General features: G+C 67.2%; 26 protein-coding genes. 10 read left to right on the plus strand and 16 right to left on the minus strand.

Annotated features, from left to right (window positions below):
- Positions 1-4 precede the first annotated feature (4 nt).
- Positions 5-1003, plus strand: a complete 999-nt coding sequence (locus ACHFFA_RS01925; RefSeq protein WP_394269152.1) for a GDP-mannose 4,6-dehydratase — start codon at positions 5-7, stop codon at positions 1001-1003.
- Here the strand turns inward: ACHFFA_RS01925 and wecB are convergent.
- The 9 genes from wecB to ACHFFA_RS01970 form a co-directional block, all read right to left on the minus strand.
- Entirely contained in the window at positions 988-2115 is a 1128-nt protein-coding gene (gene wecB / locus ACHFFA_RS01930; protein ID WP_394269153.1) for a non-hydrolyzing UDP-N-acetylglucosamine 2-epimerase, read from the minus strand. The two genes, ACHFFA_RS01925 and wecB, sit on opposite strands and share 16 nt — an antisense overlap.
- A gap of 18 nt (positions 2116-2133) precedes the next feature.
- Positions 2134-2721, minus strand: a complete 588-nt coding sequence (locus ACHFFA_RS01935) for a hypothetical protein (protein ID WP_394269154.1) — start codon at positions 2719-2721, stop codon at positions 2134-2136.
- Positions 2722-2811: 90 nt separating this feature from the next.
- Positions 2812-3339 carry a demethoxyubiquinone hydroxylase family protein gene (locus tag ACHFFA_RS01940; protein WP_394269155.1) on the minus strand — a complete coding sequence of 176 codons (528 nt, stop codon included), beginning with the start codon at positions 3337-3339 and terminating at the stop codon, positions 2812-2814.
- A complete protein-coding gene (locus ACHFFA_RS01945) occupies positions 3336-3800 on the minus strand; it encodes a disulfide bond formation protein B (protein ID WP_394269156.1) in 465 nt (154 codons plus the stop codon). The genes ACHFFA_RS01940 and ACHFFA_RS01945 overlap by 4 nt, the downstream gene beginning before the upstream one ends.
- Positions 3801-3829: 29 nt before the next feature.
- Positions 3830-5179, minus strand: a complete 1350-nt coding sequence (locus ACHFFA_RS01950) for a S41 family peptidase (RefSeq protein ID WP_394269157.1) — start codon at positions 5177-5179, stop codon at positions 3830-3832.
- 75 nt (positions 5180-5254) lie between these two features.
- Complete coding sequence (locus ACHFFA_RS01955; RefSeq protein ID WP_394269158.1) at positions 5255-6484, minus strand: murein hydrolase activator EnvC family protein; 1230 nt, start codon at positions 6482-6484, stop codon at positions 5255-5257.
- A 4-nt stretch (positions 6485-6488) separates the two neighbouring features.
- Positions 6489-6911 carry a 23S rRNA (pseudouridine(1915)-N(3))-methyltransferase RlmH gene (locus ACHFFA_RS01960; protein ID WP_394269159.1) on the minus strand — a complete coding sequence of 141 codons (423 nt, stop codon included), beginning with the start codon at positions 6909-6911 and terminating at the stop codon, positions 6489-6491.
- Between the two features lie 25 nt (positions 6912-6936).
- Positions 6937-7353, minus strand: a complete 417-nt coding sequence (rsfS, locus tag ACHFFA_RS01965) for a ribosome silencing factor (RefSeq protein ID WP_394269160.1) — start codon at positions 7351-7353, stop codon at positions 6937-6939.
- Between the two features lie 75 nt (positions 7354-7428).
- Positions 7429-8103: a nicotinate-nucleotide adenylyltransferase gene (locus tag ACHFFA_RS01970; protein ID WP_394269161.1), complete on the minus strand. Its 675-nt coding sequence runs from the start codon at positions 8101-8103 to the stop codon at positions 7429-7431.
- A 252-nt stretch (positions 8104-8355) separates the two neighbouring features.
- Here ACHFFA_RS01970 and ACHFFA_RS01975 point away from each other — a divergent pair, with 252 nt between their 5' ends.
- Both ACHFFA_RS01975 and ACHFFA_RS01980 read left to right on the plus strand, forming a co-directional pair.
- The gene (locus tag ACHFFA_RS01975; protein ID WP_394269162.1) at positions 8356-9519 is read left to right on the plus strand and encodes a M23 family metallopeptidase; all 1164 of its coding nucleotides are present in this window, start codon (positions 8356-8358) and stop codon (positions 9517-9519) included.
- Positions 9520-9523: 4 nt separating this feature from the next.
- On the plus strand, positions 9524-9919 hold the full coding sequence (locus ACHFFA_RS01980; protein ID WP_394269163.1) for a polymer-forming cytoskeletal protein: 396 nt from the start codon (positions 9524-9526) through the stop codon (positions 9917-9919).
- A gap of 8 nt (positions 9920-9927) precedes the next feature.
- Here the strand turns inward: ACHFFA_RS01980 and ACHFFA_RS01985 are convergent, their stop codons facing one another.
- The 3 genes from ACHFFA_RS01985 to ACHFFA_RS01995 all read right to left on the minus strand — a co-directional run bounded on the left by ACHFFA_RS01985 (position 9928) and on the right by ACHFFA_RS01995 (position 13513).
- Complete coding sequence (locus tag ACHFFA_RS01985; RefSeq protein WP_394269164.1) at positions 9928-11613, minus strand: AMP-binding protein; 1686 nt, start codon at positions 11611-11613, stop codon at positions 9928-9930.
- 83 nt (positions 11614-11696) lie between these two features.
- Complete coding sequence (locus ACHFFA_RS01990; RefSeq protein WP_394269165.1) at positions 11697-12419, minus strand: DUF1013 domain-containing protein; 723 nt, start codon at positions 12417-12419, stop codon at positions 11697-11699.
- A 113-nt stretch (positions 12420-12532) separates the two neighbouring features.
- Complete coding sequence (locus ACHFFA_RS01995) at positions 12533-13513, minus strand: NAD(P)H-quinone oxidoreductase (protein WP_394269166.1); 981 nt, start codon at positions 13511-13513, stop codon at positions 12533-12535.
- A gap of 136 nt (positions 13514-13649) precedes the next feature.
- On the opposite strand from ACHFFA_RS01995, the gene ACHFFA_RS02000 reads away from it, so the two are divergent.
- The 6 genes from ACHFFA_RS02000 to ACHFFA_RS02025 all read left to right on the plus strand — a co-directional run bounded on the left by ACHFFA_RS02000 (position 13650) and on the right by ACHFFA_RS02025 (position 20205).
- Positions 13650-13850: a DUF1192 family protein gene (locus ACHFFA_RS02000; RefSeq protein WP_394269167.1), complete on the plus strand. Its 201-nt coding sequence runs from the start codon at positions 13650-13652 to the stop codon at positions 13848-13850.
- Between the two features lie 152 nt (positions 13851-14002).
- Positions 14003-16384 (plus strand): ATP-dependent Clp protease ATP-binding subunit ClpA, encoded by a 2382-nt coding sequence (gene clpA, locus ACHFFA_RS02005; RefSeq protein WP_394269168.1) that lies wholly within the window; start codon positions 14003-14005, stop codon positions 16382-16384.
- A 61-nt stretch (positions 16385-16445) separates the two neighbouring features.
- Positions 16446-17450 (plus strand): ligase-associated DNA damage response exonuclease, encoded by a 1005-nt coding sequence (locus ACHFFA_RS02010; RefSeq protein ID WP_394269169.1) that lies wholly within the window; start codon positions 16446-16448, stop codon positions 17448-17450.
- Positions 17451-17513: 63 nt separating this feature from the next.
- Positions 17514-18083, plus strand: coding sequence for a hypothetical protein (locus ACHFFA_RS02015; RefSeq protein WP_394269170.1), 570 nt, complete (start codon positions 17514-17516; stop codon positions 18081-18083).
- A gap of 89 nt (positions 18084-18172) precedes the next feature.
- Positions 18173-18610, plus strand: coding sequence for an OmpA family protein (locus ACHFFA_RS02020; protein ID WP_394269171.1), 438 nt, complete (start codon positions 18173-18175; stop codon positions 18608-18610).
- Positions 18611-18612: 2 nt separating this feature from the next.
- Positions 18613-20205: a cisplatin damage response ATP-dependent DNA ligase gene (locus ACHFFA_RS02025; protein WP_394269172.1), complete on the plus strand. Its 1593-nt coding sequence runs from the start codon at positions 18613-18615 to the stop codon at positions 20203-20205.
- Here the strand turns inward: ACHFFA_RS02025 and ACHFFA_RS02030 are convergent.
- The 4 genes from ACHFFA_RS02030 to ACHFFA_RS02045 form a co-directional block, all read right to left on the minus strand.
- Positions 20196-20795 carry a gamma carbonic anhydrase family protein gene (locus ACHFFA_RS02030; RefSeq protein ID WP_394269173.1) on the minus strand — a complete coding sequence of 200 codons (600 nt, stop codon included), beginning with the start codon at positions 20793-20795 and terminating at the stop codon, positions 20196-20198. The two genes, ACHFFA_RS02025 and ACHFFA_RS02030, sit on opposite strands and share 10 nt — an antisense overlap.
- The gene (locus ACHFFA_RS02035) at positions 20792-21349 is read right to left on the minus strand and encodes a GNAT family N-acetyltransferase (protein WP_394269174.1); all 558 of its coding nucleotides are present in this window, start codon (positions 21347-21349) and stop codon (positions 20792-20794) included. The genes ACHFFA_RS02030 and ACHFFA_RS02035 overlap by 4 nt, the downstream gene beginning before the upstream one ends.
- Positions 21342-22340: a porphobilinogen synthase gene (gene hemB, locus ACHFFA_RS02040; RefSeq protein WP_394269175.1), complete on the minus strand. Its 999-nt coding sequence runs from the start codon at positions 22338-22340 to the stop codon at positions 21342-21344. The genes ACHFFA_RS02035 and hemB overlap by 8 nt, the downstream gene beginning before the upstream one ends.
- A 71-nt stretch (positions 22341-22411) precedes the next feature.
- Positions 22412-23833: a M23 family metallopeptidase gene (locus tag ACHFFA_RS02045; RefSeq protein WP_394269176.1), complete on the minus strand. Its 1422-nt coding sequence runs from the start codon at positions 23831-23833 to the stop codon at positions 22412-22414.
- A 406-nt stretch (positions 23834-24239) separates the two neighbouring features.
- Between ACHFFA_RS02045 and ACHFFA_RS02050 the strand changes: the two genes are divergently transcribed.
- A partial coding sequence (locus tag ACHFFA_RS02050) for a helicase-related protein (RefSeq protein ID WP_394269178.1) occupies positions 24240-26593 on the plus strand: 2354 nt, incomplete at its 3' end.

The following is a 26593-nucleotide window of genomic DNA, read 5'->3' on the forward strand; positions in this document are numbered from 1 at the left end:
CCCCGTGCGGGTACTGGTCACGGGGGCGGCAGGCTTCATCGGCGCCGCGGTCTCCGCGCGGCTTTGCGCGCGCGGCGACGAGGTGCTGGGGATCGACAATCTCAACGATTACTATGCGGTGTCGCTGAAACGGGATCGCCTGCGCCATGTCGAACAGGCAAGCAGCGGCGCCTTCCGCTTCGCCGAGGTCGATTTTGCCGATGCCGAGGCGCTGGACCGGATGCTGGCAGACGAGGCGTTTGATTCCATCATCCATCTCGGCGCCCAGGCCGGGGTGCGCTACAGCCTCGAAAACCCCCGCGCATATGTCGCCTCGAACCTGCTTGGCCATGTCAACATGCTCGAGATCGCCCGGCATCGCGGCGCCGTGCCGATGGTCTATGCCAGTTCCTCGTCGGTCTATGGCGGGAACGAAACCCTGCCGTTCTCGGTCGCCGATCGGACCGATCACCCGGTATCGCTTTATGCCGCGACCAAGCGGGCCGACGAACTGATCAGCGAAACCTACGCCCACCTATACCGCGTTCCGTTGACTGGCCTGCGCTTCTTCACGGTCTACGGGCCGTGGGGCCGGCCCGACATGGCCATGTGGTTGTTCACCGATGCCGTTCTCGAAGGTCGCCCGATCAAGGTGTTCAACCATGGCGAGATGTGGCGCGATTTCACCTTCATCGACGATATCGTCAGCGGCGTGATCGCCTGCCTCGACCACCCGCCGGTCGATGACGGCGCAATCAAGGCGGGGGGAAGCGTCAAGCCCCATGCGCTCTACAACATCGGCAATCACCGAAGTGAAAAGCTGACCCGGGTGATAGCCCTCATCGAGGAAGCCTGCGGCCGCAAGGCGCAGATCGAGATGCATCCGATGCAGCCCGGCGATGTTCCCCGCACCTATGCCGATATCGACGCCATTACCGCCGACCTCGGCTATCGCCCCCAAGTCACGATCGACGAGGGGATCCCGCGCTTCGTCGACTGGTTCCGCAGTTACCGCGGGGACTGACCGGCCGCGGCGAGGAGGTTGCAGATCCGCGCCGCCGCCTTGCCGTCACCGTAAGGGTTGTGGGCCTGCGCCATCGCGGCGTGGACTACGGCATCGTCCAGCAAGTGCTCGGCTGCGCGCACGATTCCATGCGGTGAGGTACCCACCAGCCTTGCGGTGCCCGCGGTGATGGCCTCGGGCCGTTCGGTTGTCTCGCGCATGACCAGCACCGGAGTTCCGCAGGACGGCGCTTCCTCCTGAACGCCGCCACTATCGGTCAGCATGAACCACGCCCGGCCGAGCAGGTGGACGAAATCGGGGTAATCGAGCGGGTCAAGCAGCGCGATTTTCGGGTGCCGCTCCAGCCGTTGCATGGCGCCTCGAACCGCCGGATTGCGATGGAGCGGGAAGACGATCCCGACATCGCCGCGGCCCGCCAGCGCCTCGACGGCCCGCGCAATATCGCCAAGCTCCGACCAGTTCTCGCGCCGGTGCACGGTGACGCCGACAATCCTCTGGCCGGCAAACCGCGTCAGCGCGTCATCCAGCGCGGCCGAGGACGCCCGCCCGCGCCGCGCCTGATCCGCCGTCCATCGCAGGGCGTCGATCACGGTATTGCCGGTTACATGGATGATCGCAGGATCGATGCTTTCGCCAAGCAGGTTCTGCGCTGCCCAGTCGGTCGGCGCGCAATGGAGGGCAGCGAAGGTCGAGATCGCCCTTCGATTCATTTCCTCGGGCCAGGGATGATCGAGATTGCCGCTGCGAAGGCCGGCCTCGACATGGCATACGGGGATGCGGCGGTAGTGCGCGGCGAGGGCCGCGGCAAAGGCACTCGTCGTGTCGCCCTGTACCACCAACCAGTCTGGCGTCTCGACATCGAGCACGGCGCCGACAGCCTCGATCGCCCGGGCGGTAAGCCGGTCGAGCGACTGCCCCGCCTCCATGAGAGACAAGTCGTGGTCAGGCACGATACCGGCGAAATTCAGCACCTGATCCAGCATCTCGCGGTGCTGCGCGGTGACGCAGGTCCGGCTGACGAAGCGCGCATCTCCGGCCAGCGCGTGGAGCAGCGGGAACAGCTTGATAGCCTCGGGCCGCGTCCCGAATACCGTCAGAACCTTGTGCGCCATGCCCCCGGCGTCGTGCGCCTAGTCGTCGCCTTCAGCCGACGGTGTGACCGGCGGCGGGGCCTGCTCATCGGGCAGCTCCGCCGCCCGCTCGCGCTCCAGCCTCTGCATGTATTCGCGCTCGATCATCTCGACATCGCGCTGGGTCTGTTCCGCCTCGGCATCGATCGTCCCGAGCCGTTCCTGCCGCAGTCGTTCGATGATCTGCGAGAAACGGACCGTGGCCGCGGCATCCTTGTCGGCATAGGCGTTACGGATCATTTCCTGGGTGCAGCCGGTATAGCCGCCTGCCCCCACAGGCGAACACGACATCGTGCCGAACGCCCCGACCATCTCGAAAGTCTCGACCCGCGCGGCCCAGCTGCGGTTGGCGGGATCGGTCGAGTAGCGCAGATCCTCTGGGATGCGATACCGCTCCCCTTCCGATTTGCGCGCGCAGACGACGATCTGCTCATCGGTGCTCTGCGGGCAGGCATCGTCTCCATAGACGATAACCATATTGTAGCTGTCGTCGATGGCCGGCGCAGCCCCGTCCTGGGCAACGGCCGGCACGCCAAGAGTGGCGGTTAAGAAGGCGGCAGCGGCGGCGGGAAGTGCGTAGTTCGACATCAGACCCTCGTAAGCATTGCGGCAGCGATCATTTGACCGGCCCCGCCGTGAACCATCGGTGAAGCGGCCCGACACCCGTCCCGGTTCCCGTCATATCCTCTCTGAAATGCGGATTGCTGCCCGGCAACCGAGCCGGATAACGCCGGAGAGTAGCGGATAGGCCGGCGCGCGTTCGGCGCCTGCCGCCAGTGCGGCATCGCGATGTTCGCGCTCGTCCTCGCGGAACTCCTCGATCATCTGCGCCAGTTCATCGTCCTCGCCGCTTTCGAGCAGCGCATCGAGCTGCTTCGAATAGTGATCATCGATCTCGGTTTCGACGGCGGCGGTGCATGCCATCGCGGCCTCGGGGCCCATCAATGCGGTCACCGCGCCCAGGGCGAAGCTTGCCCGGTCCCACAGGGGTTGCAGCAGCGTGGGACGCACCCCGCGCCGTGCCATCAGAGCGTTGAACTTTTCGAGGTGCCGGGCCTCTTCCTCGGCCATGCCCGAAATCTCGGCCGAATGGACCGCCCGGTCGCCCATGACGGCAAGCTGGCCGGCGTAGATGCGGGTCGCCCCGAATTCGCCCGCCTGATCGACCCTGATCATCCGTGCGACCGTGTCGCTGGTCCCTGTCATCGCCTGCGCTCCATCAACAGCCGGAAGATCGCCAAGCCGGCGATTACCGAGAAAAGGAAGTTAAAGCCGGCCAGACTGATGCCGGCAAGGGTGAACGGCGGTTCGTCGCAGCGCACAACGGGCGCGTCCATGATCGCATCGAGCGCGCTCTGCCCCGGCGCGGCGGGCCCGGCCGTGGCGGCGCAGGACGTGATGCCTTCCCACCAGCCATATTCGACGCCGGCGTGAAACCCGCCGATCATACCCGAGACGAGGATGCCCCCGGCAGCCAGCGCCGTCAGCAGGCGCACCGGCAGGCGCGGCACGAAGGCCAGAACGGCAAGCGCCAGTGCCGCCCAGTGCGGCCAGCGCTGCCACAGGCAAATCTCGCACGGGTACAGCCCGAAGACGTATTGCGAGATATAGGCGCCTGCGAGCAGCAGTGCCGGCGCCAGCAGGGCCAGCGCGCGCGCTTGTCGCACAGCCGGGCCGGGGGTGGGTACTCCTCGCCTCAACGCGCGCTCGGGCGGGCCGCGATCGCGGTCGGCGCCGCGCGGCGCAAGGTCTTCAATGCATAATCGAGCTGGAAATCCTCGACGCCCTTGGCCTTCAGTTCCTCGGCAGTGAACTGGAAGCGCGGATCGTCCTTGAGATCGGCTTCCATCTTGTCATCGTCGAGACCCAGTTCGTTGACCAGATGGCCGCGCAGATCGCTTTCGCGCATCTGGAACCGGGCCCGCTTCGCCAGATCGGGGTCGGACAATTGCGGCACGCGGATATCGGGCTTGATCCCGCCTTCCTGCACCGAATGGCCCGACGGCGTGTAATAGCGCGCGGTCGTCAGCTTGAGCGCCGCGGTTCGGCCCAATGGCAGGAGCGACTGGACGCTCCCTTTCCCGAAGCTGCGCTCGCCCATGACGACTGCCCGGCGGTGATCCTGCAGCGCGCCCGCCACGATCTCGCTCGCCGAGGCGGAGCCGGCGTCGATGAGGACGATGATCGGCACCCCGTCGGCGATGTCGCCCCGGAACATGGTCTCCGCATCGTAGGAGATGTTTTCGCTCCTGGTGCGGCCGCGCTGGCTCACGATCTGGCCCTTCTTCAGGAACAGGTCGGACAGCGCTACCGCCTCGTCGAGGCTGCCGCCGGGGTTGGACCGCATGTCGAGCACCAGCCCTGCCAGCTCGCCGCCGCTGGTCTGCTTCAACAGATCGCGCCAGGCGGCAAAGACGTCTGCGCCGACATCGCGTGAAAACTCGTTGATCGAGATGTGGCCGATATTGCCCGGCTCGAGCTTCCACGTGACCGGTTCGAGTTCGATGACCCCGCGCACGACGTCGAGTTCCAGCGGCTCGTCGCGCCCGGGGCGGAAGACGGTCAGCCTGATGCTGGTGCCGGATTGCCCGCGCATCCGCTGCACGGCCTCGTCAAGGGCGAGGCCATAGATCAACTGGCCGTCGAGGTGGGTGATGTAGTCACCCGCCTTGATCCCGACCCTGTCGGCAGGGCTGCCGCGGAATGGCGCGACGACCTTTACCGCCCCGTCCTCTTCCACCACCGACAGGCCGAGCCCGCTGTAATTGCCATCGATCATCGTCTCGAGACGCTGAAGGTCGTTGCCGTCGAGATAGGCGGAATGCGGGTCGAGCGCGGCGAGCATCCCGCCGATCGCGCCCTTGATCAGCACGTCGTCCTCGACGGGCTCGACGTAGCTTGCCTTGATCCGCTGATACACCGCGAACAGCTCGCCGAACTGCGGCCCGGCCCGCGCCTCGACCTGTGCCATCCCCGCAGTGGTGGCAGGGATCAGGGCAGCGGCTGTGACCAGCGCTGCCGACCGGGCAAGAGCGGCGATGTTCATTGAAACGTCCTTCGTTGGCCGCCCGGTTTATCGCGCGCAGGCCGTGAATGAAAGATGAGTGCTGCCGTCCTTCGATCAAGGGCGCAGATAGTCGAGCGGATTGACCGGAGTGCCCGCGCGCCGCATCTCGAAGCCAAGCACGGCTCCCTGCCCGCCGGCACGGCCGAGTGGAAAGCCGGCACCGACATCCTGCCCGATCGCCACGCTGATCGAGGAAAGCCCGGTGAGGAGGCTGCTGAACCCCCCCGGATGCTCGAGAATGACGATTCGGCCATAACCCTGGTAAGGACCGGCAAATGCCACCTTGGCCGACCCGGGGGCTACCACGAGGGCATCCGCCGGGGGTGAAATTTCGAGGCCGGCACTCCGCGCATCCCCCCGGGTAGGCTCGTTGAACCCGGTGACGATTCGCCCCGTCACGGGTAACTGAAATCGCGGGGTGACTGTTGCCTGGCGTGCAGCGGGGCGGGCTACTGCCGAGCGATACCGCACTCGCGCCGGATCGGCCGGGCGCGGCAATGGGCCGGGCAGCGCCGCGAGCCGGTCGCGCAAGGCGGAAGCCGCGTCGAAGGTGCTGACCAGATCGTCGATACTGCGCGCCTCCTCGGCCAGCGCCAGCGCCCGGTTCCGTTCCCGGGCCGCCGTGCCGCGAGTGCGCGAGGCGGCGATCCGCTCCCGCTCGGCCATCGCGATCAGCGCGGTGCGGCGGGTCTCAAGCTCGCTTTCCGCGCGGCGCAGACCCGAAAGGACCCCTGCCCGCCGATTCTCCAGCGCCGCCATCCGCGACATATCGCTTCTGAGAGCTGCGGTGCGCGCACGGATCTCCGGCGCCGCGCTCGCCAGCACCGCGCGGGTGTGCACCAGATCGCGCAGGCTGCCGGGTTGCAGCAGCGAGAGGGTAACTGGCCGGCTCGCCATGCTCTGCAGCGCACCGGCAAGCCGGAGCAGCGGCTCTTGCCGCGCCTCCAGTTGCCGGCCGAGTGCCGCGCGCTGGCGGGCGACCAGCGCCAGTTCCGCCTCGCCCGCCAGTATTGCGGCTTCGGCCTGCTGCACCCGGGCGGCGAGAGCAGCAGCCTCGTCGGTGGCCCGGTCAGCCGCCTGCGTGCGGCCTTGCGCCTGCGATTCGAGACGTTCGGCCCGCGCCTGCGCCGCCAGTTGCTGCGCGCGGGCATTGCGGATTGCCCCCGTCAGCGTGGTCCGCTCGGTTATGCCAGACGAGTTCGTCGGGGCTGCCTGAACCGCGGCGAGCGCGAGAATCCCCCCAGCCAAGCCCACGCCGAATGTCAGGAAGGATGGTCGCAGCATGAGCTCAACCAGCGCGGTGGTAGGGATGGCCGGCGAGGATCGTCGTCGCGCGGTAGAGCTGTTCGGCGAGCATCGCCCGCACCATCAGATGCGGCCAGGTCGCCTTGCCGAACGCAATCAGGAGATCGGCCTGCTCGCGCTGCTCCGGCTCGTGCCCGTCGGCCGCACCGATAAGGAAACGGCATTCGCGCACACCGTCGTCACGCCAGCGGCCGAGTGTCTGCGCCAGCGCCGCCGAACCGAGATCGCGGCCCCGCTCGTCGAGCAGGACGGTGCGCGTGGGGGTTTGCGGGGGCGGGACCCGGCCGCCGGTATCGGGCAATTCGGTCAGCCGCAGCGGCCAGGCAATGCGCTTGGCGTAGCGGGCCACCAGCGCCTCTTCGGGGGTGCGGGCAATCTTGCCCCGCGCGATCACGTGCAGTTCCATCGCCGGATCGCGCGCAAGAGGTGCGTCAGGCCGTGCCGGCGGCGGCCGGTGTATCGGCGAAGGCCCACATCCGTTCCAGATTGTAGAAGCTGCGCACCTCGGGCCGGAACAGATGCACCACGACGTCGCCGGCGTCGATCAGCACCCAGTCGGCTGCGGGCAAGCCTTCGAGCTTGACCGGGCCGAAGCCGGATTGCTTGATCCGCTCGGCCAGTTTCTGCGCCATCGCGGCAACCTGGCGGGTCGAACGGCCCGAAGCGATCACCATGTAGTCCGCGATCGAGGTCTTGCCGGCCAGATCTATGGTCACGATCTCCTCCGCCTGATCGTCGTCCAGCTGGCCGAGAACCAGCGCGAGCAGCGGATCGCCGCCGTCAGCCAGGGTGGCCGCCGGGTTCGGAAACAGGCCGGACGATGCCGGCGGGATATTCGCCTGGGTCATGGGCGGGCGGTACACTCCTGCTTGAAAAGGCCCCGGGGGGCTGGCTGGGGGCAAGCGTTGCGGCCGCAATCCTCATCAGGAAGCCTGCGCCGTCTCTGCCGATATGGGGATGGAGGGAAGAGCCGTGAAGGTCACCTGATCGCGCAGCCCGGTATGGCGGAGACGTGCCGCCCATTCGGGATCGGTACGGCGCATGTCCGTAGCCGAACGGGGATCAGGATCGAAACGCAAGGTCACCAGTGCCGGCGCACTCCATCTGCCCCTGGTCCTGAAGGCGGCGGCAGACATTCGATAGCGCCGCAGCCAGGCCATCGCGGGGCTGGCGATAGCAGCGGCATCATAGCCCGGCCGGGCGATCACTGCAATCGGCATGGTTCGCGCGATGCCGCGCCAGTCCTTCCAGCGATGGAACTCGGCCAGATTGTCGGCCCCCATCAGCCACACGAACTCGTTCCCGGCAAACCGCTTGCGGATGCCCTTCAGCGTATCGGCGGTGTAGCGCGTGCCCAGTTCTCGCTCGATCGCGCTGACCTTGATCGGGGCGCGCCGGGCCATCGCCGCGGCCGAGGCGAAACGTGCCGCCAGCGGCGCCATCCCGGCCTTGGGCTTGAGCGGATTGCCGGGGGATACCAGCCACCACACCTCGCTCAGCCCGAGCGCCTGCCTCGCAAACAGCGAGATCCGCCGATGCCCGCCGTGCGCAGGATTGAAGCTGCCGCCGAGCAGGCCGATTCGCTTGCGGCCGTTCAATCGCGCCGCCCCGCGCCCGGTTTGCTGTTCGCGATCATCGTGCCGCGGGTCTTAGGGCCAATGCGAATCGCGGTCGAGAGCCCGCATCCCGGGCCACGGCGCACCGACAAACGGTCCCACGCCTACGGCTCGTGGTTCATTTTAACGCAACTCGGGCTCCGTTCACGGCGTCAGGCGCGCTGTCGCATCGACTCCGCTATGCATATCGATATGGGCCCCGCCCGGGACATCAATGACCAAGGGACGGGTCGTTTGACTGATTACAAAGCCGGGCGCGGCCTTCGCGCCCTCGTTCGCTCGTGGTTTCCGGACCGCGAGTTCTTCGTTCGCTCGCAGGGCCAGGTGCGTTTCATCACCCTGAGTTCGCGGGTCCAGATGGCAGCCGCCGCCCTGATCGCGATGCTGGTCGTCGCCTGGGCGGCCCTGACCGTCATGGCGGGCCTGACGCATTACCGCGCGAGCAGCGAGTTCGCCGCGCTCGAGGCGCGCGAGGCCAGGGTCGCCTCGTCCGAACAGCGGCTGTCGAGCTTCGGCGACGATCTGGAGGCCGTGACGTCTGATCTCCAGCACCGGCAGGAGTTCATCGAGGCGATGATCGCCGCATTGCCGGCCGAGGCCGATGCCGAGAGCGGCGCGCCTGCGGCAGGCGAGGGCGACGCCGGCGAAAAGGCCATCGACAAGCTTGGTGCGGCATTCCCCGCCGCCGCCCCGCTGCTTCGGATCGAGGCACGCCAGCTCGCCGTGGTCGCCCGCCTTACCCGCTATGCCGACAGCCGATCGCAGACCGCGGCGGCCGCGCTTCGCACGCTCGGCCTCGATCCCGATGCGATGGTGCGCCGGGCCGATCGTTCGGCCATGGGTGGCCCCCTCGAACGGCTGGCGACCGCGGCGGACGGTTCGGTCGATCCGCGGTTCGAGCGTCTGGAGCTTTCGATCGCACGTATGGCCGCGCTCGAGGACGGATTGACACAGGTTCCGCATCTCGAGCCGGCTAGCCTCGAATACATCTCGTCCGGCTTCGGCTATCGGCGCGACCCCTTCACCGGGGCGGCGGCAATGCACAAGGGGCTGGACTTCCGCGGCCCGACCGGGGCGCCCATCTACGCCGCGGCGGCGGGACGGATCAGCTTCGTCGGCCAGAAGTCGGGCTATGGGCTGACGGTCGAAATCACCCATGGCAATGGCTTGATGACCCGCTATGCGCACATGTCACGCTTTGCGGCGCGGGCCGGCGAGCAGGTTTCAGCCGGCGACGTCATCGGCGCCATCGGCAGCACCGGCCGGTCGACCGGGCCGCATCTGCATTTCGAAGTCCGACTGCACGATGTCGCGGTGAACCCGCGCAAGTTTCTGGAGACCGCGCCGAATGTTCTCGAAGAAATCCGCCGAGCTCCCCGGCTCGCCCTCACCCGCTAGTCCGGTGCGCGCGACGGGGGGCCGCGGCGGGACGACGTTTTCCGTGCTGGGCGAGGATCTGTCGATCACCGGCGATATCCGGGCATCGGCCGATCTTCATGTCGACGGCACGGTTGAAGGGGACATCGCCTGCGCCCAGCTGGTGCAGGGAGAAACGAGCCGGATTGCCGGCAACGTCACGGCGGATCACGCCCGACTTGCCGGTACGGTCCGCGGGTCGATCACCGCGCGTGAACTGGTCATCCTCAAGACCGCGCGGATCCTCGGCGACGTGCAGTACGACGCGCTGACAATCGAACAGGGCGCACAGGTCGAGGGCCGCTTTTCGCACCGCGAAGGACCGGCCGACGTCTCTCCGCTAGCCGCGCACGCCACTCCGGAACTCAGCGTCGCGAGCTGACGGCCCGGTCAGGCGAGGACTTCCTGACGCAAGGCCTTGCGGTCGAGCTTGCCGATCATCGTCTTGGGCAGTTCGCCCCGCACGACGACCTCGCTCACCCGCTCGTGCTTGCCGATCCGGGCGTTGAGCCACTCTGCCAGCGCCGCGCCGTCGGCCTCGTAATCTTCCGTCAGCGTGACGTAGGCGGCCGGCTTTTCACCCGAATAGGCATCGGGCCGGCCGATCACCAGCGCTTCCTTGACGGCAGGGTGCTGCACCAGCACCGCCTCGACCTGGCTCGGGAAGACCTTGAAGCCGCCGACCGCGATCATGTCCTTGATACGATCGACGATGGCGAGATAGCCGTCCTCGTCGATCGTGGCGACATCGCCCGTGCGCAGCCACGTGGCGCCGTCCATCCCGGCAAAATCGCTGCGGCCACTGGCCGGGCGGTTCCAGTAGCCCTGCATGACCTGCGGGCCGGCAATCGCCAGTTCCCCCGGTTCGCCATCGGGCGCGAGGCGGGTCGGGTCTTCCTTATCCAGCAGCAGCACGCGGGTCTGCGGCAGGACTTGGCCGATCGTCCCCGGCTTGGCCTCGGCGAGATAGGGGTTGGTCGAGACCACGCCCGAGCTTTCGGTAAGGCCATAGCCCTCGACCAGGCGAACCCCGGTCCGCGCGGCGAACTTCTCGCGCAGCGGCGCGGGCATCGGTGCGCCGCCCGAAATGCAGATGCGCAGCGAGGACCAGTCGGTGCGGTCGCAATCCTTGTGGTCGAGCAAAGCCTGGAACATCGTCGGCACGCCGGGAAAGGCGCGCGGACGGGTGCGGGTGATCGTCTTCAGAACCTCGCCGGGATCGAAGCGCGGGACCATGGCGATCCGCCCGCCGCGCACGATGGTGCGGTTGAGGACGCAGGTGTTGGCAAAGACATGGAACAGGGGCAGCGCGCCCAGCACGCTGTCGGGCTCGTCGCGGCCGAAGGGATCGATCGCATCGACCTGGCGGGCGTTGCTGGCAAGGTTCCCGTGGCTGAGCATCGCGCCCTTGGGCGTGCCCGTCGTCCCCCCGGTATATTGCAGCAGGGCGAGATCATCCGGCGCCGGGCTGAGTGCCGGCAGGTTCGCCGTGTCGCCCTGCCAATCCGCCCACAGGGTGACATCGCCGCGAGGAGGGAGGGCGGCGATACGGCGGCGGCCGAGCGTCCTTAACGCCACGCTCTTGGCGGCAGGCAGCATGTCGGCCAGCCGCGCCACGATCAGGGCGACGAGGCTCGACCCGTCGAGCACTTGGACCGCCGTCGGAAGAAGGAGCGGCGAATCGAGCGTGACCAGAAGCAGGGTGCCCGAATCCTCCACCTGCTGCGCGAGCTCTTCGGCCGAATAGAGCGGCGAGAAATTGACCACGACCGCCCCCGCCATCATCGCCCCGTAATAGGCCGCGATATAGGTTGGGACATTGGGCAGGAAGAGGCCGACCCGGTCGCCCTTGCCGACGCCCTTTTCGCGGAGAGCCGCCGCGAAACCGCGTGCCACCTCGTACAGTTCGGCGTAACTGAAGCTGCGCCCGAGAAAGTCGGTCAGCGGGGCCGCACCCTGCTGCTGCGCCTGCCGCGCAAAGGTCAGCGGCAGGGGCTCGGGGTCGATCGGAGCATCCCACGGCACGGGGTGGACATAGGTGGCGGTGGCGACCGGGAAGCGCTTATTGACAGACATGTCAGTTGCATGGCTGCTCGGACGCCGCGTGACAAGCCCCAAGCCGGCACCCGGTCAGGGGCGACCGCTCCCTGCTCGGAAAATCAGGAGCCGCCGTGGTCCTCGGGTGCATATTTTGCGCGAATCCATTCCTGCGCCTCGGCCTCCTGTGCCGCTTCGGCGGCGGCGCGCTCGCTGGCATCGCGTTCGGCGCGCAGTTCCTCGATCAGGCGCGCGCGATCGTCGCCCCGGTTATCGGAAGCCGCCACTCCCGCGCCATCGCCTTCGCCCTCGTCGCCGGCGGTCTTCTTCACGGTCTTGGCGACCATCGCATCGAGTTCGCGCTGCGAACACAGGCCCAGCGTCACCGGATCCTTGGGCGTGATGTTCTGGATGTTCCAGTGACTGCGATCGCGAATCGCGCCGATGGTGTTGCGCGTGGTGCCGATCAGCTTCGAAATCTGCGCATCCGACATTTCCGGGTGGTTGCGGATCAGCCAGGCAATGCCGTCAGGCTTGTCCTGCCGCCTCGATACCGGCGTGTAGCGCGGACCCTTGGTCCGGCTGACCGCGATCGGAGCGCGCTGGATCCTGAGCCGGTATTCCGGGTTCTCCTCGCCCCGCGCGATCTCGTCCTGGGTCAGCTCGCCCGCGTGCAGGGGGTCGCGACCGGTATACTTGCTGCCGGCCAGATCATCGGCCATCGCCTGCACTTCGAGAATGTGGAGTCCGCAGAACTCGGCGATCTGTTCGAACGAAAGGCCGGTATTGTCGATCAGCCAGGTGGCGGTCGCATGGGGCATCAGCGGGGTGGGTTGATCGGCCATAGGAGGGCTCTTTCTCGGCAAGCTTAAAATGAAAGGGCCGCCCCTTGCGGAGCGGCCGTCAGCCTCGATCCTGTAGGCCAAGGCACTGGTTTGGGCAAGCCTGTGCAGACGGCCTAGCCCGCGCCGGCAACCTCGAGCACGATCTTGCCGATGTGCTCGCCCTCTTCCATCCTTGTATGGGCCGCGCCCGCCTCGGCCAGCGGATAGGTGCGATCCATGACCGGCGCGATCGTGCCGTCCGCGAACAGCGGCCAGGCATTGCGGCGAATCTCGTCCGCCAACAGCGCCTTGAAGCCGTTCGATCGCGGTCGCAGGGTCGAACCGGTCAGCGTCAGCCGCTTGCGCATGATGGTTGCCATGTTGAGTTCCGCCTTGACCCCGCCCAGCACGGCGATGGTCACGTGCCGCCCGTCCTCGGCCAGGCATTCGAGGTTGCGGGCGACATAGCTGCCCGAAACCATGTCGAGCACGACATCCGCTCCGCGGCCCTCGGTGTGACGCGCCACCTCGGCGACGAAATCGGCCTCGCGGTAGTTCACGACGAGATCCGCGCCAAGCTTTCGCGCCGCGGCGCACTTGGCTGCGCTGCCCGCGGTGGCGATGACCTGAAGACCGAATTGCTTGCCCAGCATGATCGCCATGGTTCCGATCCCGCTGGTCCCGCCATGAACCAGCAGCGTTTCGCCCTCGCGGGCGAGGCCCCGCTCGAAGACGTTGTGCCAGACCGTGAACAGGGTTTCGGGGATCGCGGCGGCATCCCTGAGCGGCATGGTGTCGGGGACGGCAAGGCACTGCCCAGCCTCGGCAAGGCAATATTCGGCGTAGCCGCCGCCCGCCACCAGGGCACAGACCCGGCGGTTGAGCAGCTCAGGCTCGACCTCTCCCCCGATGCCGACGATCGTTCCGGCAATCTCCAGCCCGGGGATCGGCGATGCGCCGGGAGGTGCGGGGTAAAATCCCTGCCGCTGGATCACGTCGGGGCGGTTGACCCCGGCATAGGCGACCCGGATCAGCACCTGCCCGGCGGCCGGCACCGGCATTGGATGGCGTTCCTCGCGCAGCACCCCGGGCGGACCCGGCTGGTCGAAACCCATGGCGCGCATAGTGTCAGGCAAATCGGCCAATTCGTGCAGCCCCCTCTCGCGCCGCCCGGGGCAGCCGCATGTCGCGCCCGCATTACATCGCAGGCCGGTTGACAGCAACCGGGGCAAGGCAGACATTGACCACGTAATGGACGAGAGCGATCCACCCCGCCCCCGGGGCGATGCGGCGAGCCTGCTGGCGGCCGAAGACCTTGCCCCCTACTCGCAGGACGAGCTGGGCGCGCGGATCGCCCTGCTCGAGGCGGAGATCGCCCGGGTCGAGAAGCATCGCCTGCTGGCCGCGGCGCACCGCGATGCCGCCGACGCCCTGTTCGGTCGCAAGCCATGAGCCGGGCCCGGCCGGGGGATGTATCGGCGACGGCGCTTCCTATATTCCCTGGAAACGGACGGGATCGCCCGGCTGGCCCCCGCCCCCGTCCGACAGACCTTGGTTCGGCGCTTTGCGACCTTCTGCCAGTTCCTCACGAAAGATGACCATCGATGCCCAGTTTCGCAGCCAATCTTGAAAAGACCCTCCACGCCGCGTTGATCGACGCCGGCGCGCGTCATCATGAATATGCGACGCTCGAACACCTTCTGCTGGCGCTGATCGATGACGAGGATGCGGCACAGGTGATGGGTGCGTGCGGGGTCGATCTCGACGAGCTGGGCGCCGTTGTCCGGCAATATCTCGAGCAGGAATACCAGTCGATCCGCTCGCCCGACGGATCCGAGCCCCAGCCGACCGCCGGTTTCCAGCGGGTGATCCAGCGCGCGATCCTCCACGTTCAGTCGTCGGGCAAGGATACGGTGACCGGGGCGAACGTCCTCGTCGCGCTGTTCTCCGAGCGGGACAGCTATGCCGTCTATTTTCTCCAGCAGCAGGACATGAGCCGGCTCGATGCGGTGAGTTTCATCAGCCACGGCATCGGCAAGGGCGGCCGGCAGATCGAGGGCAAGGCGGCGCCGGGTACCGAGCAGCGCCAGACGGAAGGCGAGCAGGCCAAGGCGGGCGAGAAGAAGGAAACCGCGCTCGACCAGTTCACCGTCAACCTCAACCAGAAGGCCGAGGACGGCAAGGTCGATCCGCTGATCGGGCGCGGCCCCGAAGTCGACCGTACGGTGCAGATTCTCTGCCGCAGGTCGAAGAACAATCCGCTCTATGTGGGCGATCCGGGCGTCGGCAAGACGGCCATCGCCGAGGGTCTGGCGCGCAAGATCGTCGAGGGCGACGTGCCCGAGGTGCTCAAGGATGCGGTGATCTACTCGCTCGACATGGGCGCACTGCTCGCCGGTACCCGCTATCGCGGCGATTTCGAGGAGCGCTTGAAGCAGGTCGTGAACGAGCTCGAGGGAATGCCCGATGCGGTGCTCTTCATCGACGAGATCCATACCGTGATCGGCGCCGGCGCGACCAGCGGCGGGGCGATGGACGCTTCGAACCTCCTGAAGCCGGCGCTTTCGAGCGGGGCGATCCGCTGCATCGGCTCGACCACCTACAAGGAGTTCCGCAACCACTTCGAGAAGGACCGAGCGCTGCTGCGCCGGTTCCAGAAGATCGACGTCAATGAACCCACGGTCGAGGATACGGTGAAGATCCTTCAGGGGCTGCGCAGCGCCTTCGAAGACCATCACAAGGTCAAGTACACGCCCGAGGCGATCCGCACCGCGGTGGAACTGTCGGCCCGCTACATCAACGACCGCAAGCTGCCCGACAAGGCGATCGACGTGATCGACGAGGTCGGCGCGATGCAGATGCTGGTGCCGCCGTCCAAGCGCAAGAAGAAGATCACCAGCCGCGAGATCGAGGCGGTCATCGCGACGATGGCGCGCATCCCGCCCAAATCCGTCAGCAGCGATGACAAGAAGGCGCTGGAAAATCTCGAGCGCGACCTCAAGCATGTCGTCTTCGGGCAGGACAAGGCGATCGAGGTCCTTTCAACCGCGATGAAGCTCAGCCGGGCGGGCCTGCGCGATCCCGACAAGCCGATCGGCAGTTTCCTGTTCTCCGGACCCACCGGCGTCGGCAAGACCGAGGTCGCGCGTCAGCTCGCCAGCATCATGGGGATCGAACTCAAGCGCTTCGACATGTCGGAATACATGGAGCGGCACTCGGTCAGCCGGCTGATCGGCGCGCCTCCGGGCTATGTCGGCTACGACCAGGGCGGGCTCCTGACCGATGCGATCGACCAGAACCCGCACTGCGTCCTGCTGCTCGACGAGATCGAGAAGGCGCATCCCGACCTCTTCAACATCCTGTTGCAGGTGATGGATAACGGCCGGCTGACCGATCATCACGGCAAGACGGTCGACTTCCGCAACGTCGTTCTCATCATGACGACCAATGCCGGCGCTGCCGACATGGCCCGGCAGGGCATCGGCTTCGGCGACGTCAGCAAGGAAGATGCGAGCGAGGAGGCGGTCAAGCGGATGTTCACGCCGGAATTCCGCAACCGGCTCGATGCGATCGTGCCCTTCGCCTATCTCGGCAAGGAGACGGTCGGGCGGGTGGTCGACAAGTTCATCCTTCAGCTCGAGTTGCAGCTTTCCGAGCAGAACGTCGACATCCAGTTCGACAAGGAAAGCCGCGCCTGGCTCGGTGACAAGGGCTATGACCGGCTCTACGGTGCGCGGCCGATGGCGCGCCTGATCCAGGAGAAGATCAAGCAGCCGCTTGCCGAGGAATTGCTGTTCGGCAAGCTGACCGACGGGGGTGAGGTTCAGGTGACGGTCAAGGATGGCAAGCCTTCCTTCGAGGTGACGCCTGCCCCGCCCAAGGCCAAGGGCACGGCTGCTGCGCGCCGCAAGGGCGCGGACGCCGCGCCGGGCGAGGGAGACGCCGAAACGGACGCGGCCGGAGAACGCGGCGAAAACGAAGGCTGACCGGGTCACGGGCGGCGCGGGGCCGGGAACGGTTCGCGCGCCGTCGCACTTGAATCCACAGATGGCAGCACCGTTTTCCTGGATCCGGCCGGAACCGCACGGCATCCATATCGTGCCGGCCGATTGCTGGGTCGATCCGTCGAAGCCGGTGGCCTCGGCGCTCGTCACGCATGGCCATGCCGACCATGCGCGGGGCGGCCACGGCCAGACCGTCGCCACGCCCGAAACGCTGGCGATCATGAAGTTGCGCTACGCGACTTCTGACGGCGCCGTCCCGGTCGCCTATGGCGAAACGATTCGCTTGCCGGGCGGGGTGGATGCGACCTATATTCCCGCTGGCCACGTGCTGGGCAGCGCGCAGATCCTGTTCGAGCATGCCGGCGAGCGGGTCGTCGTGACCGGGGATTACAAGCGCCGCCCCGATCCCACTTGCCCGCCGTTCGAGGCGATGGCGTGCGATATCTTCATCACCGAGGCGACCTTCGGCCTTCCGCTCTTCGTGCATCCGCCGATCGAGGATGAGATGGCTAAACTGCTCGATCGCCTCGCCGCCCATCCCGATCGCTGCGTGCTGGTGGGTGCCTATGCGCTGGGCAAGGCGCAGCGGGTGATCGCCGAACTGCGCCGGGCCGGGCACCACGCACCGATCTATCTCCACGGTGCGATGGAGCGGATGTGCCGTCTCTACGAGGAACACGGCATCGATCTTGGCGACTTGCGGCTGGTGGCGGATCATCGCCGTGAGGACATGCGCGGCGCAGTCGTGATCTGCCCGCCGAGCGCGCTCAACGATCGCTGGAGTCGGCGCCTGCCCGATCCCATCACCGCCATGGCCAGCGGCTGGATGCGCGTGCGCCAGCGCGCCCGGCAGCGCAACGTCGAGCTGCCGCTGATCATCTCGGACCACGCCGACTGGGGCGAACTCACGCGGACGATCGACGAGGTCAATCCGGCGGAAACCTGGATCACCCACGGCCGGGAGGATGCGCTTCTGCGCTGGTGCCAGCTGCATCAGCGCCGTGCCCGCGCCCTGGCCCTGGTCGGTTACGAGGACGAGGACGATTGACCCGGCGGGCACGCCGCCCCATCGTCGGTCGAAACGGTCAGATCGCGGAATAGGTGAAAGATTATGAAGTCTGCGATGCTTGGTGTTCTTGTCCCCGCACTCTTGGCGTCGGCCTGTACCGTGCGCGAGGAGGACTCCGCCGCGGAGAACGACCCCGACGCAGCGCAGGATTTGACGCCCGAGGGGCCGTCCCTGATCGGCAATCTGTTCGGCGGCGGCGAACCGCAGCCGCTGGATATTCAGCAGCCGCATCCCAACGGCGTCGTCCTGCAACTCACGTCGCTTCAGGCAAAGCCGACCGAAACGATCGTGGTCGCCACGATCATCAACGGCGATGATCAGGAGCAGTCGCTCAACCGGGTGAACAACAAGAACACCTACATCGTCACCGGGGACGGCTCGAAACTCTATCTATCGCCGCCGACCAGCAATCCGCGGCTGCTGGTTCCTGCCGGGCAGCGAATGCAGGCTGAACTCGTGTTCCTCGGTCGCCTTCCGCAAGGCGGCAATGCCACCCTCTTCATCAACGAGGGCAGCGCCTCTGATAGCGAATACACCACCAGTCCCGGATTTCGCATCCCGCTGCCGATTACCGACCTGGCCTTTTCGGACGACGGCTCAAAAAAAAACTGAGTAATCTGCGGCTGCTGGGCGATATCCCGCAATCGAAGATAGGTCCTGCGCCGGCCGCAGGAGGGGTCAGCGGGTCGGCCGGCTCGCAAGTGTCGACCAGCAGCGTGACCGCGATCGAGACGATCAAGTCCGAACTCGGCGCAACCGAAACCGCGCGCGGAACGCTGATCGCACTGCCGGGCGACGTCCTGTTCGAGTTCGACAAGGCCGAGATAACCGCCAAGGCGCGCCCTACGCTCGACAAGCTGGCCCAGCTGATCACTGCCGATGCAGGGGCGCGGATCACCATCGAAGGGCATAGCGACAGCAAGGGCGACGATGCCTACAATCTGCGCCTTTCCGCACGGCGCGCGCAGGCGGTACGCGACTATCTCAAGGACGTGCGCCAGATACCGGGCGACAGGATGAGCGTGACGGGCGTCGGCGAAGCGCGTCCGGTGGCGCAGAACATGACACCCGAGGGGCAGGAGAACGCTGCCGGCATGGCCCGGAACCGCCGGGTCGAAGTGATCATCGGCAAGACCTAAAGGTGGAGAAGTTCGCCGCCCTTCTCGATGCGCTGGTCTATACGCGCAGTCGCAACGAAAAGCTGCGGCTGATCGCGGACTACCTGCGCGCGACCGGCGATCCCGATCGGGGCTGGGCGCTGGCAGCTCTCAGCGACGGTCTCGATTTTCCCGCGGTCAAGAGTTCCACCATCCGCAACCTCATGCAGGACCGGATAGATCCGGTTCTGTGGACCCTGAGCCGCGATTTCGTCGGCGATACCGCGGAAACGGCCAGCTTGCTGTGGCCCGCCCCGCCGCATCCGCCCTCGCCCCCGAGCGTCAGCGAAACGGTCGAGCTCCTGTCGGCGATGACCCGCAAGAGCGTGGTTGCCGACCTGCCCCGCCTGCTCGACAGGCTCGATCCCTCCGGCCGCTACGCCCTGCTCAAGCTGGCGACCGGGGCGATGCGGATCGGCGTCTCCAGCCGCCTCGCCAAGACCGCTTTTGCGCAAGCCTTCGACGTCGCGGTCGATGATGTCGAGGAATACTGGCACGGCCTTGCCCCGCCGTACGAACCGCTGTTCGCATGGGCGGCGGGGGGAGAGCCGCCGCCGGACACCCGCAACCTGCCCACGTTCCGCCCCTTCATGCTCGCGCATCCGCTGGAGGAAACGGTAGTCGACCTTGCGGACTATGCTGCCGAGTGGAAATGGGACGGCATCCGCGTGCAACTGGTCCGGGCGGGCGGGGATAGCCGGCTCTATTCGCGCTCGGGCGACGATATTTCGGCAACCTTCCCCGAACTCCTGGGGGTGCTGCCGATGGACGCGGTGCTCGATGGCGAGCTGCTGGTACGCGGCACCCATCAGGGCGGGGAGGATGGCGGCGCGGCCAGTTTCAATGCGCTGCAACAGCGGCTTGGGCGCAAGACCGTGTCGAAGAAGATGCTGGCCGAATTCCCGGCTTTCGTGCGGCTCTATGACGTCCTGCTGCTAGAAGGCGAGGACCTGCGCGCGCTACCCTGGACCGGGCGGCGCGAGCGGCTCGAACTGCTCATGGCCCGCCTCCCGGCGACCCATTTCGATCTCAGCCGGATCGTCGACGCGCAGGATTTCGATCATCTTGCCGAAATCCGCGGGGGCAGCCGCGACGAGGCGATCGAGGGCCTGATGCTCAAACGGCGCGACAGCCCCTATATCGCCGGGCGCCGGGTGGGTTACTGGTACAAGTGGAAGCGCGATCCGCTGCTGGTGGATTGCGTCCTGATGTATGCCCAGCGCGGCAGCGGCAAGCGCTCCAGCTTCTATTCGGACTACACCTTCGGCTGCTGGGACGGCGACCCCGACGCGGGCGCCGAACTCCTGCCCGTCGGCAAGGCCTATTCGGGATTTACCGACGAGGAGTTGAAAAAGCTCGACCGGCATGTGCGGCGCAGCACGGTCAACCGGTTCGGCCCGGTCCGCGAAACCGATCGCAGCCTCGTGTTCGAAGTGGCCTTCGACAGCGTCCACGAATCGAAACGGCACAAGTCGGGAATCGCGATGCGCTTTCCGCGGATCAACCGCATCCGCTGGGACAAGCCACCGCATGAGGCCGATCGCATCGAGGCTCTGCGCTCCCTCATTCAGGACTGAACCGGTGTAGCAGGCCCGCTTGAGGCGCCCGGTTCGCCCATCGCCGCGGCATGACGTCTCGCATTTTCGACATAATGCGCCGCCCCGAGCCGCATGCCTGCGACGGCCGCATCGTCGAGCTGGCGCATCGGGCGGGCCGGGCGGCCACCCCACAATTCGCGCGGACCCATGACCTTGCGTTCGGTCAGCATGGCCCCGGCCGCCAGCATCGCCTCGGCCGCGATAACCGCGCGGTTCATCGCGATTGCGCCCAATCCGACGAACCCGCGGTCCTCGATGGTACAGCCATGCAGCATCGCCATATGCCCGACGAGCACGTCGTCGCCGATGAGAAGCGGGCAACCTTCGGGAAATTGCGGGCTCGGGCCATCGCAATGAAGGACGCTCCCGTCCTGGATATTGGTTCGCTCGCCGATGACGATGTGGCTGACGTCGGCACGCAGCACGCAATTGTACCACACCGAACTGTCCGCCCCGATGGTGACGTTACCGATGATGCGGCATCCCGGCGCGATGAAGGCGCTGGGATGAATGGACGGCGCGTGTCCGTTGATCGGCACGATGCTGACACCGGAGCGACTGTCGCTCATCTCGCACTCTCCCATTCATCGCGGGTAATCGAATAGACGATCCCGTCGCGCCAGGGGGGATCGTAGCGCGCATCAACATAATCCAGGTCTTCGCGCCGGCGCATGCCCAGCCGCTTCATCAACCCCCAGCTTGGCGCATTGCCGGCGACCGTGATGGCGACCACTTCCCGCGCGCCGAACCGGGCAAAGGCAAGGCCGAGCGCAGCCGTCGCGGCTTCTCTGGCGTAGCCCTGGCCCCAGGCATCCTCGCGCAGGCGCCAGCCGAATTCAATCTCGCCGGTAACCGAGGAGCCGGGGGCATCGGCGCGTTTCAGGCCGCAGAAGCCGAGAATGGCGCGATCCACCTTGCGCTCGGTCGCCCAGAAGCAAAAGCCATTGGCGGCGCGGCATGCTTCCACCCGGGCGCGCTGTTTCGCCATGCCCTCGTCGTCCAGCACCCCGCCGAGCCACCGCATCACGGCAGGCGTGTTCGTTACCCGGAAAAACTCCGCCCAATCCTCCTCGCGCCAGTCGCGCAGGATCAGCCGATCGGTCTCGAAGCGAAATTCAGCCATTAAGCAGCCGCGCGGCAAGCGGTGCATGGTAGGTGACGATACCGCTGCACCCGGCCCGCTTGAGGGCGACGAGCTTTTCCATCAGCAACGCCTCGCGGTCCCCCACTCCGGCTGCAGCACCGGCCTCGATCAAAGCGTATTCGCCGCTGACCTGATAGGCGAAAACCGGTATGCCGAAGGCCTGTTTCGCACGCCAGATGATGTCGAGATAGGCAAGCCCCGGCTTGACCATCACGCTGTCGGCCCCTTCCGCAATATCGAGAGCGATCTCGCGCAAGGCCTCATCGGCGTTGGCCGGGTCCATCTGATAGCACTTCTTGTCGCCTTTCAGCAGGCCGCCCGAACCCACCGCATCGCGGAACGGGCCGTAGAAGGCCGAGGCGTATTTGGCCGCGTAGCTCATGATCTGGACGTTGGGATGCCCGTTCATTTCCAGAGCCATGCGGATCGCCCGGACTCGCCCGTCCATCATGTCGGACGGGGCGATGATGTCGGCCCCGGCATTCGCCTGGTTGATCGCCTGGTCGACCAGTACCGCCACGGTATCGTCGTTGACGACATAGCCGTGCGCATCAACCAGCCCGTCCTGCCCGTGACTGGTATAAGGATCGAGCGCTACGTCGGTGAGGATGCCGATATCCTCGCCGCAGGCATCGCGGATCGCCCTGATGGCGCGGCACATCAGATTGTCGGGGTTGAGGGCTTCGGCGCCATCTTCGCTACGCAGGTCGCCCGGCGTATTGGGAAACAGCGCCACGCAGGGAATGCCCAGCGCCACCGCCTCGCGGGCCCGATCGGCGAGACGGTCGACCGACCAGCGCGACACGCCCGGCAGGCTGGCGACGGGATCCTCGATACCGGTGCCGGAAGTCACGAACAGCGGCCAGATAAGGTCGGCGGAGGTCATCACCGTCTCGCGGTGGAGACGGCGGCTCCATCCGGCATTGCGGGTCCGGCGGAGGCGGGTGGCGGGATAGCTGGCCTGGATCATCGCGCCGCAGATGCCCGAGCGCGGCGGGACGTGCAACGCCTCTGCGCCCCGTTCGTGCAATGGAAGCGCCGTCAGTCGAGCCTGTCGATCTCGCGCCGGGGTCCTGACGGCGCGGCGGCGGGCTTGGGCAAGCTGCCGAAAGCGGCACCGGCCTCGACTTCGCGGATGCGGGCGAGAGTCGCGCGGAAGCGCGCCAGTTGCTCGCCGCTCAGCATGGCCCGCGTGACGTAGCGTACCGATGCGGGATCGACCGCACGGCCGCCGCGATACATCTCGTAATGGAGATGCGGCCCGGTCGACAGGCCGGTGGAACCGACGTAGCCGATCACCTGTCCACGCCGCACGTTTTGTCCGGCATCCACTGCGATGCGGCTCATGTGGCAATAGCGCGTGTCGAGGGCGCCGCCATGACGCAGCCGCACGGCATAGCCGCAACCGCCCATGCGTCCGGCGCCCGTAACCTGACCGTCCGTCACCGCGACGATCGGCGTTCCGTGACGCGCACGGTAATCGAGCCCGGCATGCATCCGCCGATAGCCAAGGATCGGATGCCGCCGCATGCCGAAACGCGACCCGACCGGCCCGGCGACCGGCGCGATCAGACCATCCTTCTGCTCGCCGATCCCCGACGCCTCGAAGAACCGGCCCTCGCGGCCCCAGCGCATGAGCTGGACCTTGCGCTGCCCGTCGCGCTCGACCCCGGCGTAGAGCAGCTGGCCGGGAAGCCGTTCGCCGGTCGCGGCCCGGCGGTGGGACAGGATGATGTCGAAGGTATCGCCGGGGCGCAGTTCCCGCTCGAGATCGATCTGATCCGTCAGGGCCTTGAGATAGGCCTGCACCGCACTCGCCGGTGCGCCGGCAGCCCGTGCGGAACGATAGAGGCTTTCGCCAACGATCCCGCGCACGCGCAAGGGGGTGTCGTCGACCCGGATCGGCTTGCGCTCCAGCACCAGCGGCCCGCCCGGGGTTGCCCGCGTCACCGCCAGTTCGAGATCGAACCGCGCGCGCAAGCTGAGCGTATCGAGCGGACGCGGCGCGCTGACGGCAGGGCGCCGGCCAAGCACCAGGTCGACCCGCGTGCCCGGCTCGATCTCGCCCACCGCAACAGTGCCGCCGACAAGCGCCGTGACCTGGCGCGCATCGGCCGGGTCCATGCCGGCCCTGCGCAGCATCGTCTCGAAGCCGTCACCCCGGCCTAGTGTGGCCACCATTTCCAGCCGCGGACGTTCGGGTGCCGAGGCGAGGGGGCGCACCAGCGTGCCGGGCCCTATCCGCCGCCCGGTGTCCGCGCCCAAGGCGAGCGGAGCGATGGCCTGGCGGCGGTATTCCCCTCGCACATCGGCATCGCTCGGCATCAGCGGCGCAGCTTCAAGCGGAGCGAAGCCGGGCCAGAAGGCTAGCGCACCGGCCGTCATGCCGAAAAACGTGGCCAAGCCCCGGAACCAGCGGCGACTGCCGATGTCGCTGCCGAGATCGTGCGTCAGCTGGCTCAATCCGAATCGGCTGGGCCCGTGCATGCCTCTCTTGGCGGGTTCAGCGGCACAGGGGGGTGACGGCATCGCGCCGGCGACGGGAAGAGCCCGCCTGTTGCGACCGAACGGCGCGGCAGCAGCGCCGGGCGCGGGAGTCCCGGGCAAGCACCCCTCTGCGGCTGCGCGAAACACGTTCTTTTCCCTCCCGCAAGAAGCCCTGGCGATTGCCGCCGGTGGGCGGAAAGCTCCGGCATCCTCGTCGATCGAGGTAAACTTGCGGTTAAATCGGTCCCCGCCGCCTTCCGCCGTGCGCCGACAGTTGCAGCGCGGGGCACGTGCTGCCACCTTGGTCGGCGTGACTGACTGCACGATCAAGGCTATTCTCGGGCCGACCAATACCGGCAAGACCCACCTCGCGATCGAGCGGATGTGCGCCCATTCGAGCGGGGCGATGGGGTTTCCGCTACGCCTGCTCGCGCGCGAGGTTTACGACCGGGTGCGGGCGATCAAGGGCGACGATGCGGTTGCCTTGATAACCGGCGAAGAGCGGATCGAGCCGCCGCAGGCCCGCTATCTGTGCTGTACGGTGGAGGCGATGCCGCGCAATGGCGGCGGGCGGGCCTTCGTCGCCCTCGACGAGGCGCAGCTCGCTGCCGATCGCGAACGCGGCCATGTCTTTACCGACCGGCTGCTCCATGCCCGCGGGCGCGAGGAGACGATGCTGCTGGGCGCCGCGACGCTCGAGCCACTGGTGCGCAGTCTCGTTCCGGAAGCCGAAATTTCGCAGCGGCCGCGCTTCTCCACCCTGACCCACATCGGCCCGCGCAAGCTTTCGCGCCTGCCCCCACGCAGCGCGATCGTCGCCTTCAGCGCCGAGGCGGTCTATGCCGTCGCCGAAATGCTGCGCCGCTTCCATGGCGGGGCGGCGGTGGTCATGGGCGCCTTGTCTCCCGAAACCCGCAACCGCCAGGTCGCGCTGTTTCAGTCTGGCGAGGTCGATTACATCGTCGCCACCGATGCGATCGGCATGGGCCTCAACCTCGACGTCAATCATGTCGCCTTCGCGGGGCTTACCAAGTTCGACGGGGTGCGCACCCGGCGCCTGATCCCGGCGGAGATGGCGCAGATCGCCGGGCGGGCCGGGCGCCACCAGCGCGACGGCACCTTCGGCACTCTTGCCGGGATCGGCAAGGGCGGGGATGCCGGCGAGGTGCCGGAATTCACCGACGAGGAAGTCTATGCCATCGAGGAACACCGCTTCGCTCCGCTGACGCACCTTTACTGGCGCGAGGCGGAGCCGCGCTTCGACAGCATCGCCCGGCTGATTGCCGACCTCGAGCAGGCACCGCTGCGCGATGGCCTGCGCTCCGCCCCCGAAGCGATCGACCTCGCCACTCTCAAGCGCCTTGCGGAAGAACCTGTGGCCGAAGGCGTCCGCGGACCGGGGCAGGTGCGCCGTTTCTGGGAAGCCTGCTCGCTCCCGGATTTCCGCCAGCGAGGGCCGGATGTTCACGCCCGCTTCGTCGCCCGGCTGTGGGAAGATCTGCGTGCTGGCTATCTGGGGGCCGATTTCGTCGCCGCGCGCATCTCGGAACTCGACAACATGAGCGGCGACATCGATACCCTGCAGGGGCGGATCGCGGCGATTCGCAGCTGGGCCTATATCTGCCAGCGGCCTGACTGGGTGCTGGCGCGTGACGAAATGGCTGCGCGGGCCCGCGCAGTCGAGGCGAAGCTTTCGGATGCCTTGCACGCGCGCCTTACTGAACGCTTCGTCAACCGGAGGACGTCAATCCTGATGAAATCGCTGGGCCAGGACGCCGGCATCTTGCCGATCGAAATCGACGAGAACAATGTCGTCACGGTCGAGGGCGAACGGCTGGGCCATGTCGAGGGGTTCCGCTTCGTCGTCGATCAGGCAGCCAACCATGCCGATCGCAAGATGATGCTGGCGGCGGCGGAAAAGGCGCTGCCGCGCATCCTTGGCGAGCGGGCCGAGGCGCTGGCGACGGGCGACCTTGGCCAGGTGACGCTGGCGAACGGCGCGATCATGCTGGACGGCCGGCCGCTGGCGCGGGTCCAGGTTGCGCCGGGCGAGTTCCGGCACCGGATCGAACCCACCCCCGAACTTGCCGCCCTGCCCGAAAAGTCGCGCGAGACACTTTTGGCCAGCCTTACGCGGTGGCTCGACAGCGCGCTCGAACCGCTGGAACCCTTGCGGCGGATGCAGCTGGTCGCCCGCAACCCCGATGCCGGATCGCAAGCCCGCGCGCTGCTACTCAATCTGGTGCACGGGCATGGCTATGTAACGCGCGAGCAGGCCGGCATCGAGCATCTGCCCAAGGAGATGCGGCCGTTCCTGCGCAAGATTGGCGTGACTTTCGGCGCGCTCGACATCTATTCGGCGCCGCTGCTCAAACCCGCCGCCCGCCGCCTGCTGCACGAATTGGGAGTGGACCGGCGGCCGCTACAGGAAGCGATGTTGCCGGTCATCGCCGCGACTTCGTCCTTGCCGAGCGGATACCGTGCGGCCGGCACGCAGGCGATCCGGGTCGATCTGGCGGAAAAGATCCTGCGCGCCGCGCACGAGGCCCGGGCGCGGCAACCGGCCCAGCGCCACTTCACGCTCGACCTGGCGCTGCCGATCTCGATCGGACTGGAAGAGAGCAATGCGATCCGCCTGCTCGGCAGCGCGGGCTTCCGCGTCGATCGCGCACGGCCGCTGGCCGAGAACGCGTTTGGCCCTCCGCGACCCGACCGCTGGCAATGGCGGCCGGCCGC

The organism is Qipengyuania sp., from assembly GCF_043423005.1.
Lineage (GTDB): Bacteria > Pseudomonadota > Alphaproteobacteria > Sphingomonadales > Sphingomonadaceae > Qipengyuania.

Bases quoted from the DNA above. Each gene is read 5' to 3' on its own strand.
- wecB (WP_394269153.1), bottom strand. From the start codon at position 2,115: ATGGCGCACAAGGTTCTGACGGTATTCGGGACGCGGCCCGAGGCTATC.
- ACHFFA_RS01935 (WP_394269154.1), bottom strand. From the start codon at position 2,721: ATGTCGAACTACGCACTTCCCGCCGCCGCTGCCGCCTTCTTAACCGCC.
- ACHFFA_RS01940 (WP_394269155.1), bottom strand. From the start codon at position 3,339: ATGACAGGGACCAGCGACACGGTCGCACGGATGATCAGGGTCGATCAG.
- ACHFFA_RS01950 (WP_394269157.1), bottom strand. From the start codon at position 5,179: ATGAACATCGCCGCTCTTGCCCGGTCGGCAGCGCTGGTCACAGCCGCT.
- ACHFFA_RS01955 (WP_394269158.1), bottom strand. From the start codon at position 6,484: ATGCTGCGACCATCCTTCCTGACATTCGGCGTGGGCTTGGCTGGGGGG.
- ACHFFA_RS01960 (WP_394269159.1), bottom strand. From the start codon at position 6,911: ATGGAACTGCACGTGATCGCGCGGGGCAAGATTGCCCGCACCCCCGAA.
- rsfS (WP_394269160.1), bottom strand. From the start codon at position 7,353: ATGACCCAGGCGAATATCCCGCCGGCATCGTCCGGCCTGTTTCCGAAC.
- ACHFFA_RS01985 (WP_394269164.1), bottom strand. From the start codon at position 11,613: ATGTCTGTCAATAAGCGCTTCCCGGTCGCCACCGCCACCTATGTCCAC.
- ACHFFA_RS01990 (WP_394269165.1), bottom strand. From the start codon at position 12,419: ATGGCCGATCAACCCACCCCGCTGATGCCCCATGCGACCGCCACCTGG.
- ACHFFA_RS01995 (WP_394269166.1), bottom strand. From the start codon at position 13,513: ATGGGTTTCGACCAGCCGGGTCCGCCCGGGGTGCTGCGCGAGGAACGC.
- ACHFFA_RS02000 (WP_394269167.1), top strand. From the start codon at position 13,650: ATGGACGAGAGCGATCCACCCCGCCCCCGGGGCGATGCGGCGAGCCTG.
- clpA (WP_394269168.1), top strand. From the start codon at position 14,003: ATGCCCAGTTTCGCAGCCAATCTTGAAAAGACCCTCCACGCCGCGTTG.
- ACHFFA_RS02010 (WP_394269169.1), top strand. From the start codon at position 16,446: ATGGCAGCACCGTTTTCCTGGATCCGGCCGGAACCGCACGGCATCCAT.
- ACHFFA_RS02015 (WP_394269170.1), top strand. From the start codon at position 17,514: ATGAAGTCTGCGATGCTTGGTGTTCTTGTCCCCGCACTCTTGGCGTCG.
- ACHFFA_RS02030 (WP_394269173.1), bottom strand. From the start codon at position 20,795: ATGAGCGACAGTCGCTCCGGTGTCAGCATCGTGCCGATCAACGGACAC.
- ACHFFA_RS02035 (WP_394269174.1), bottom strand. From the start codon at position 21,349: ATGGCTGAATTTCGCTTCGAGACCGATCGGCTGATCCTGCGCGACTGG.
- hemB (WP_394269175.1), bottom strand. From the start codon at position 22,340: ATGATCCAGGCCAGCTATCCCGCCACCCGCCTCCGCCGGACCCGCAAT.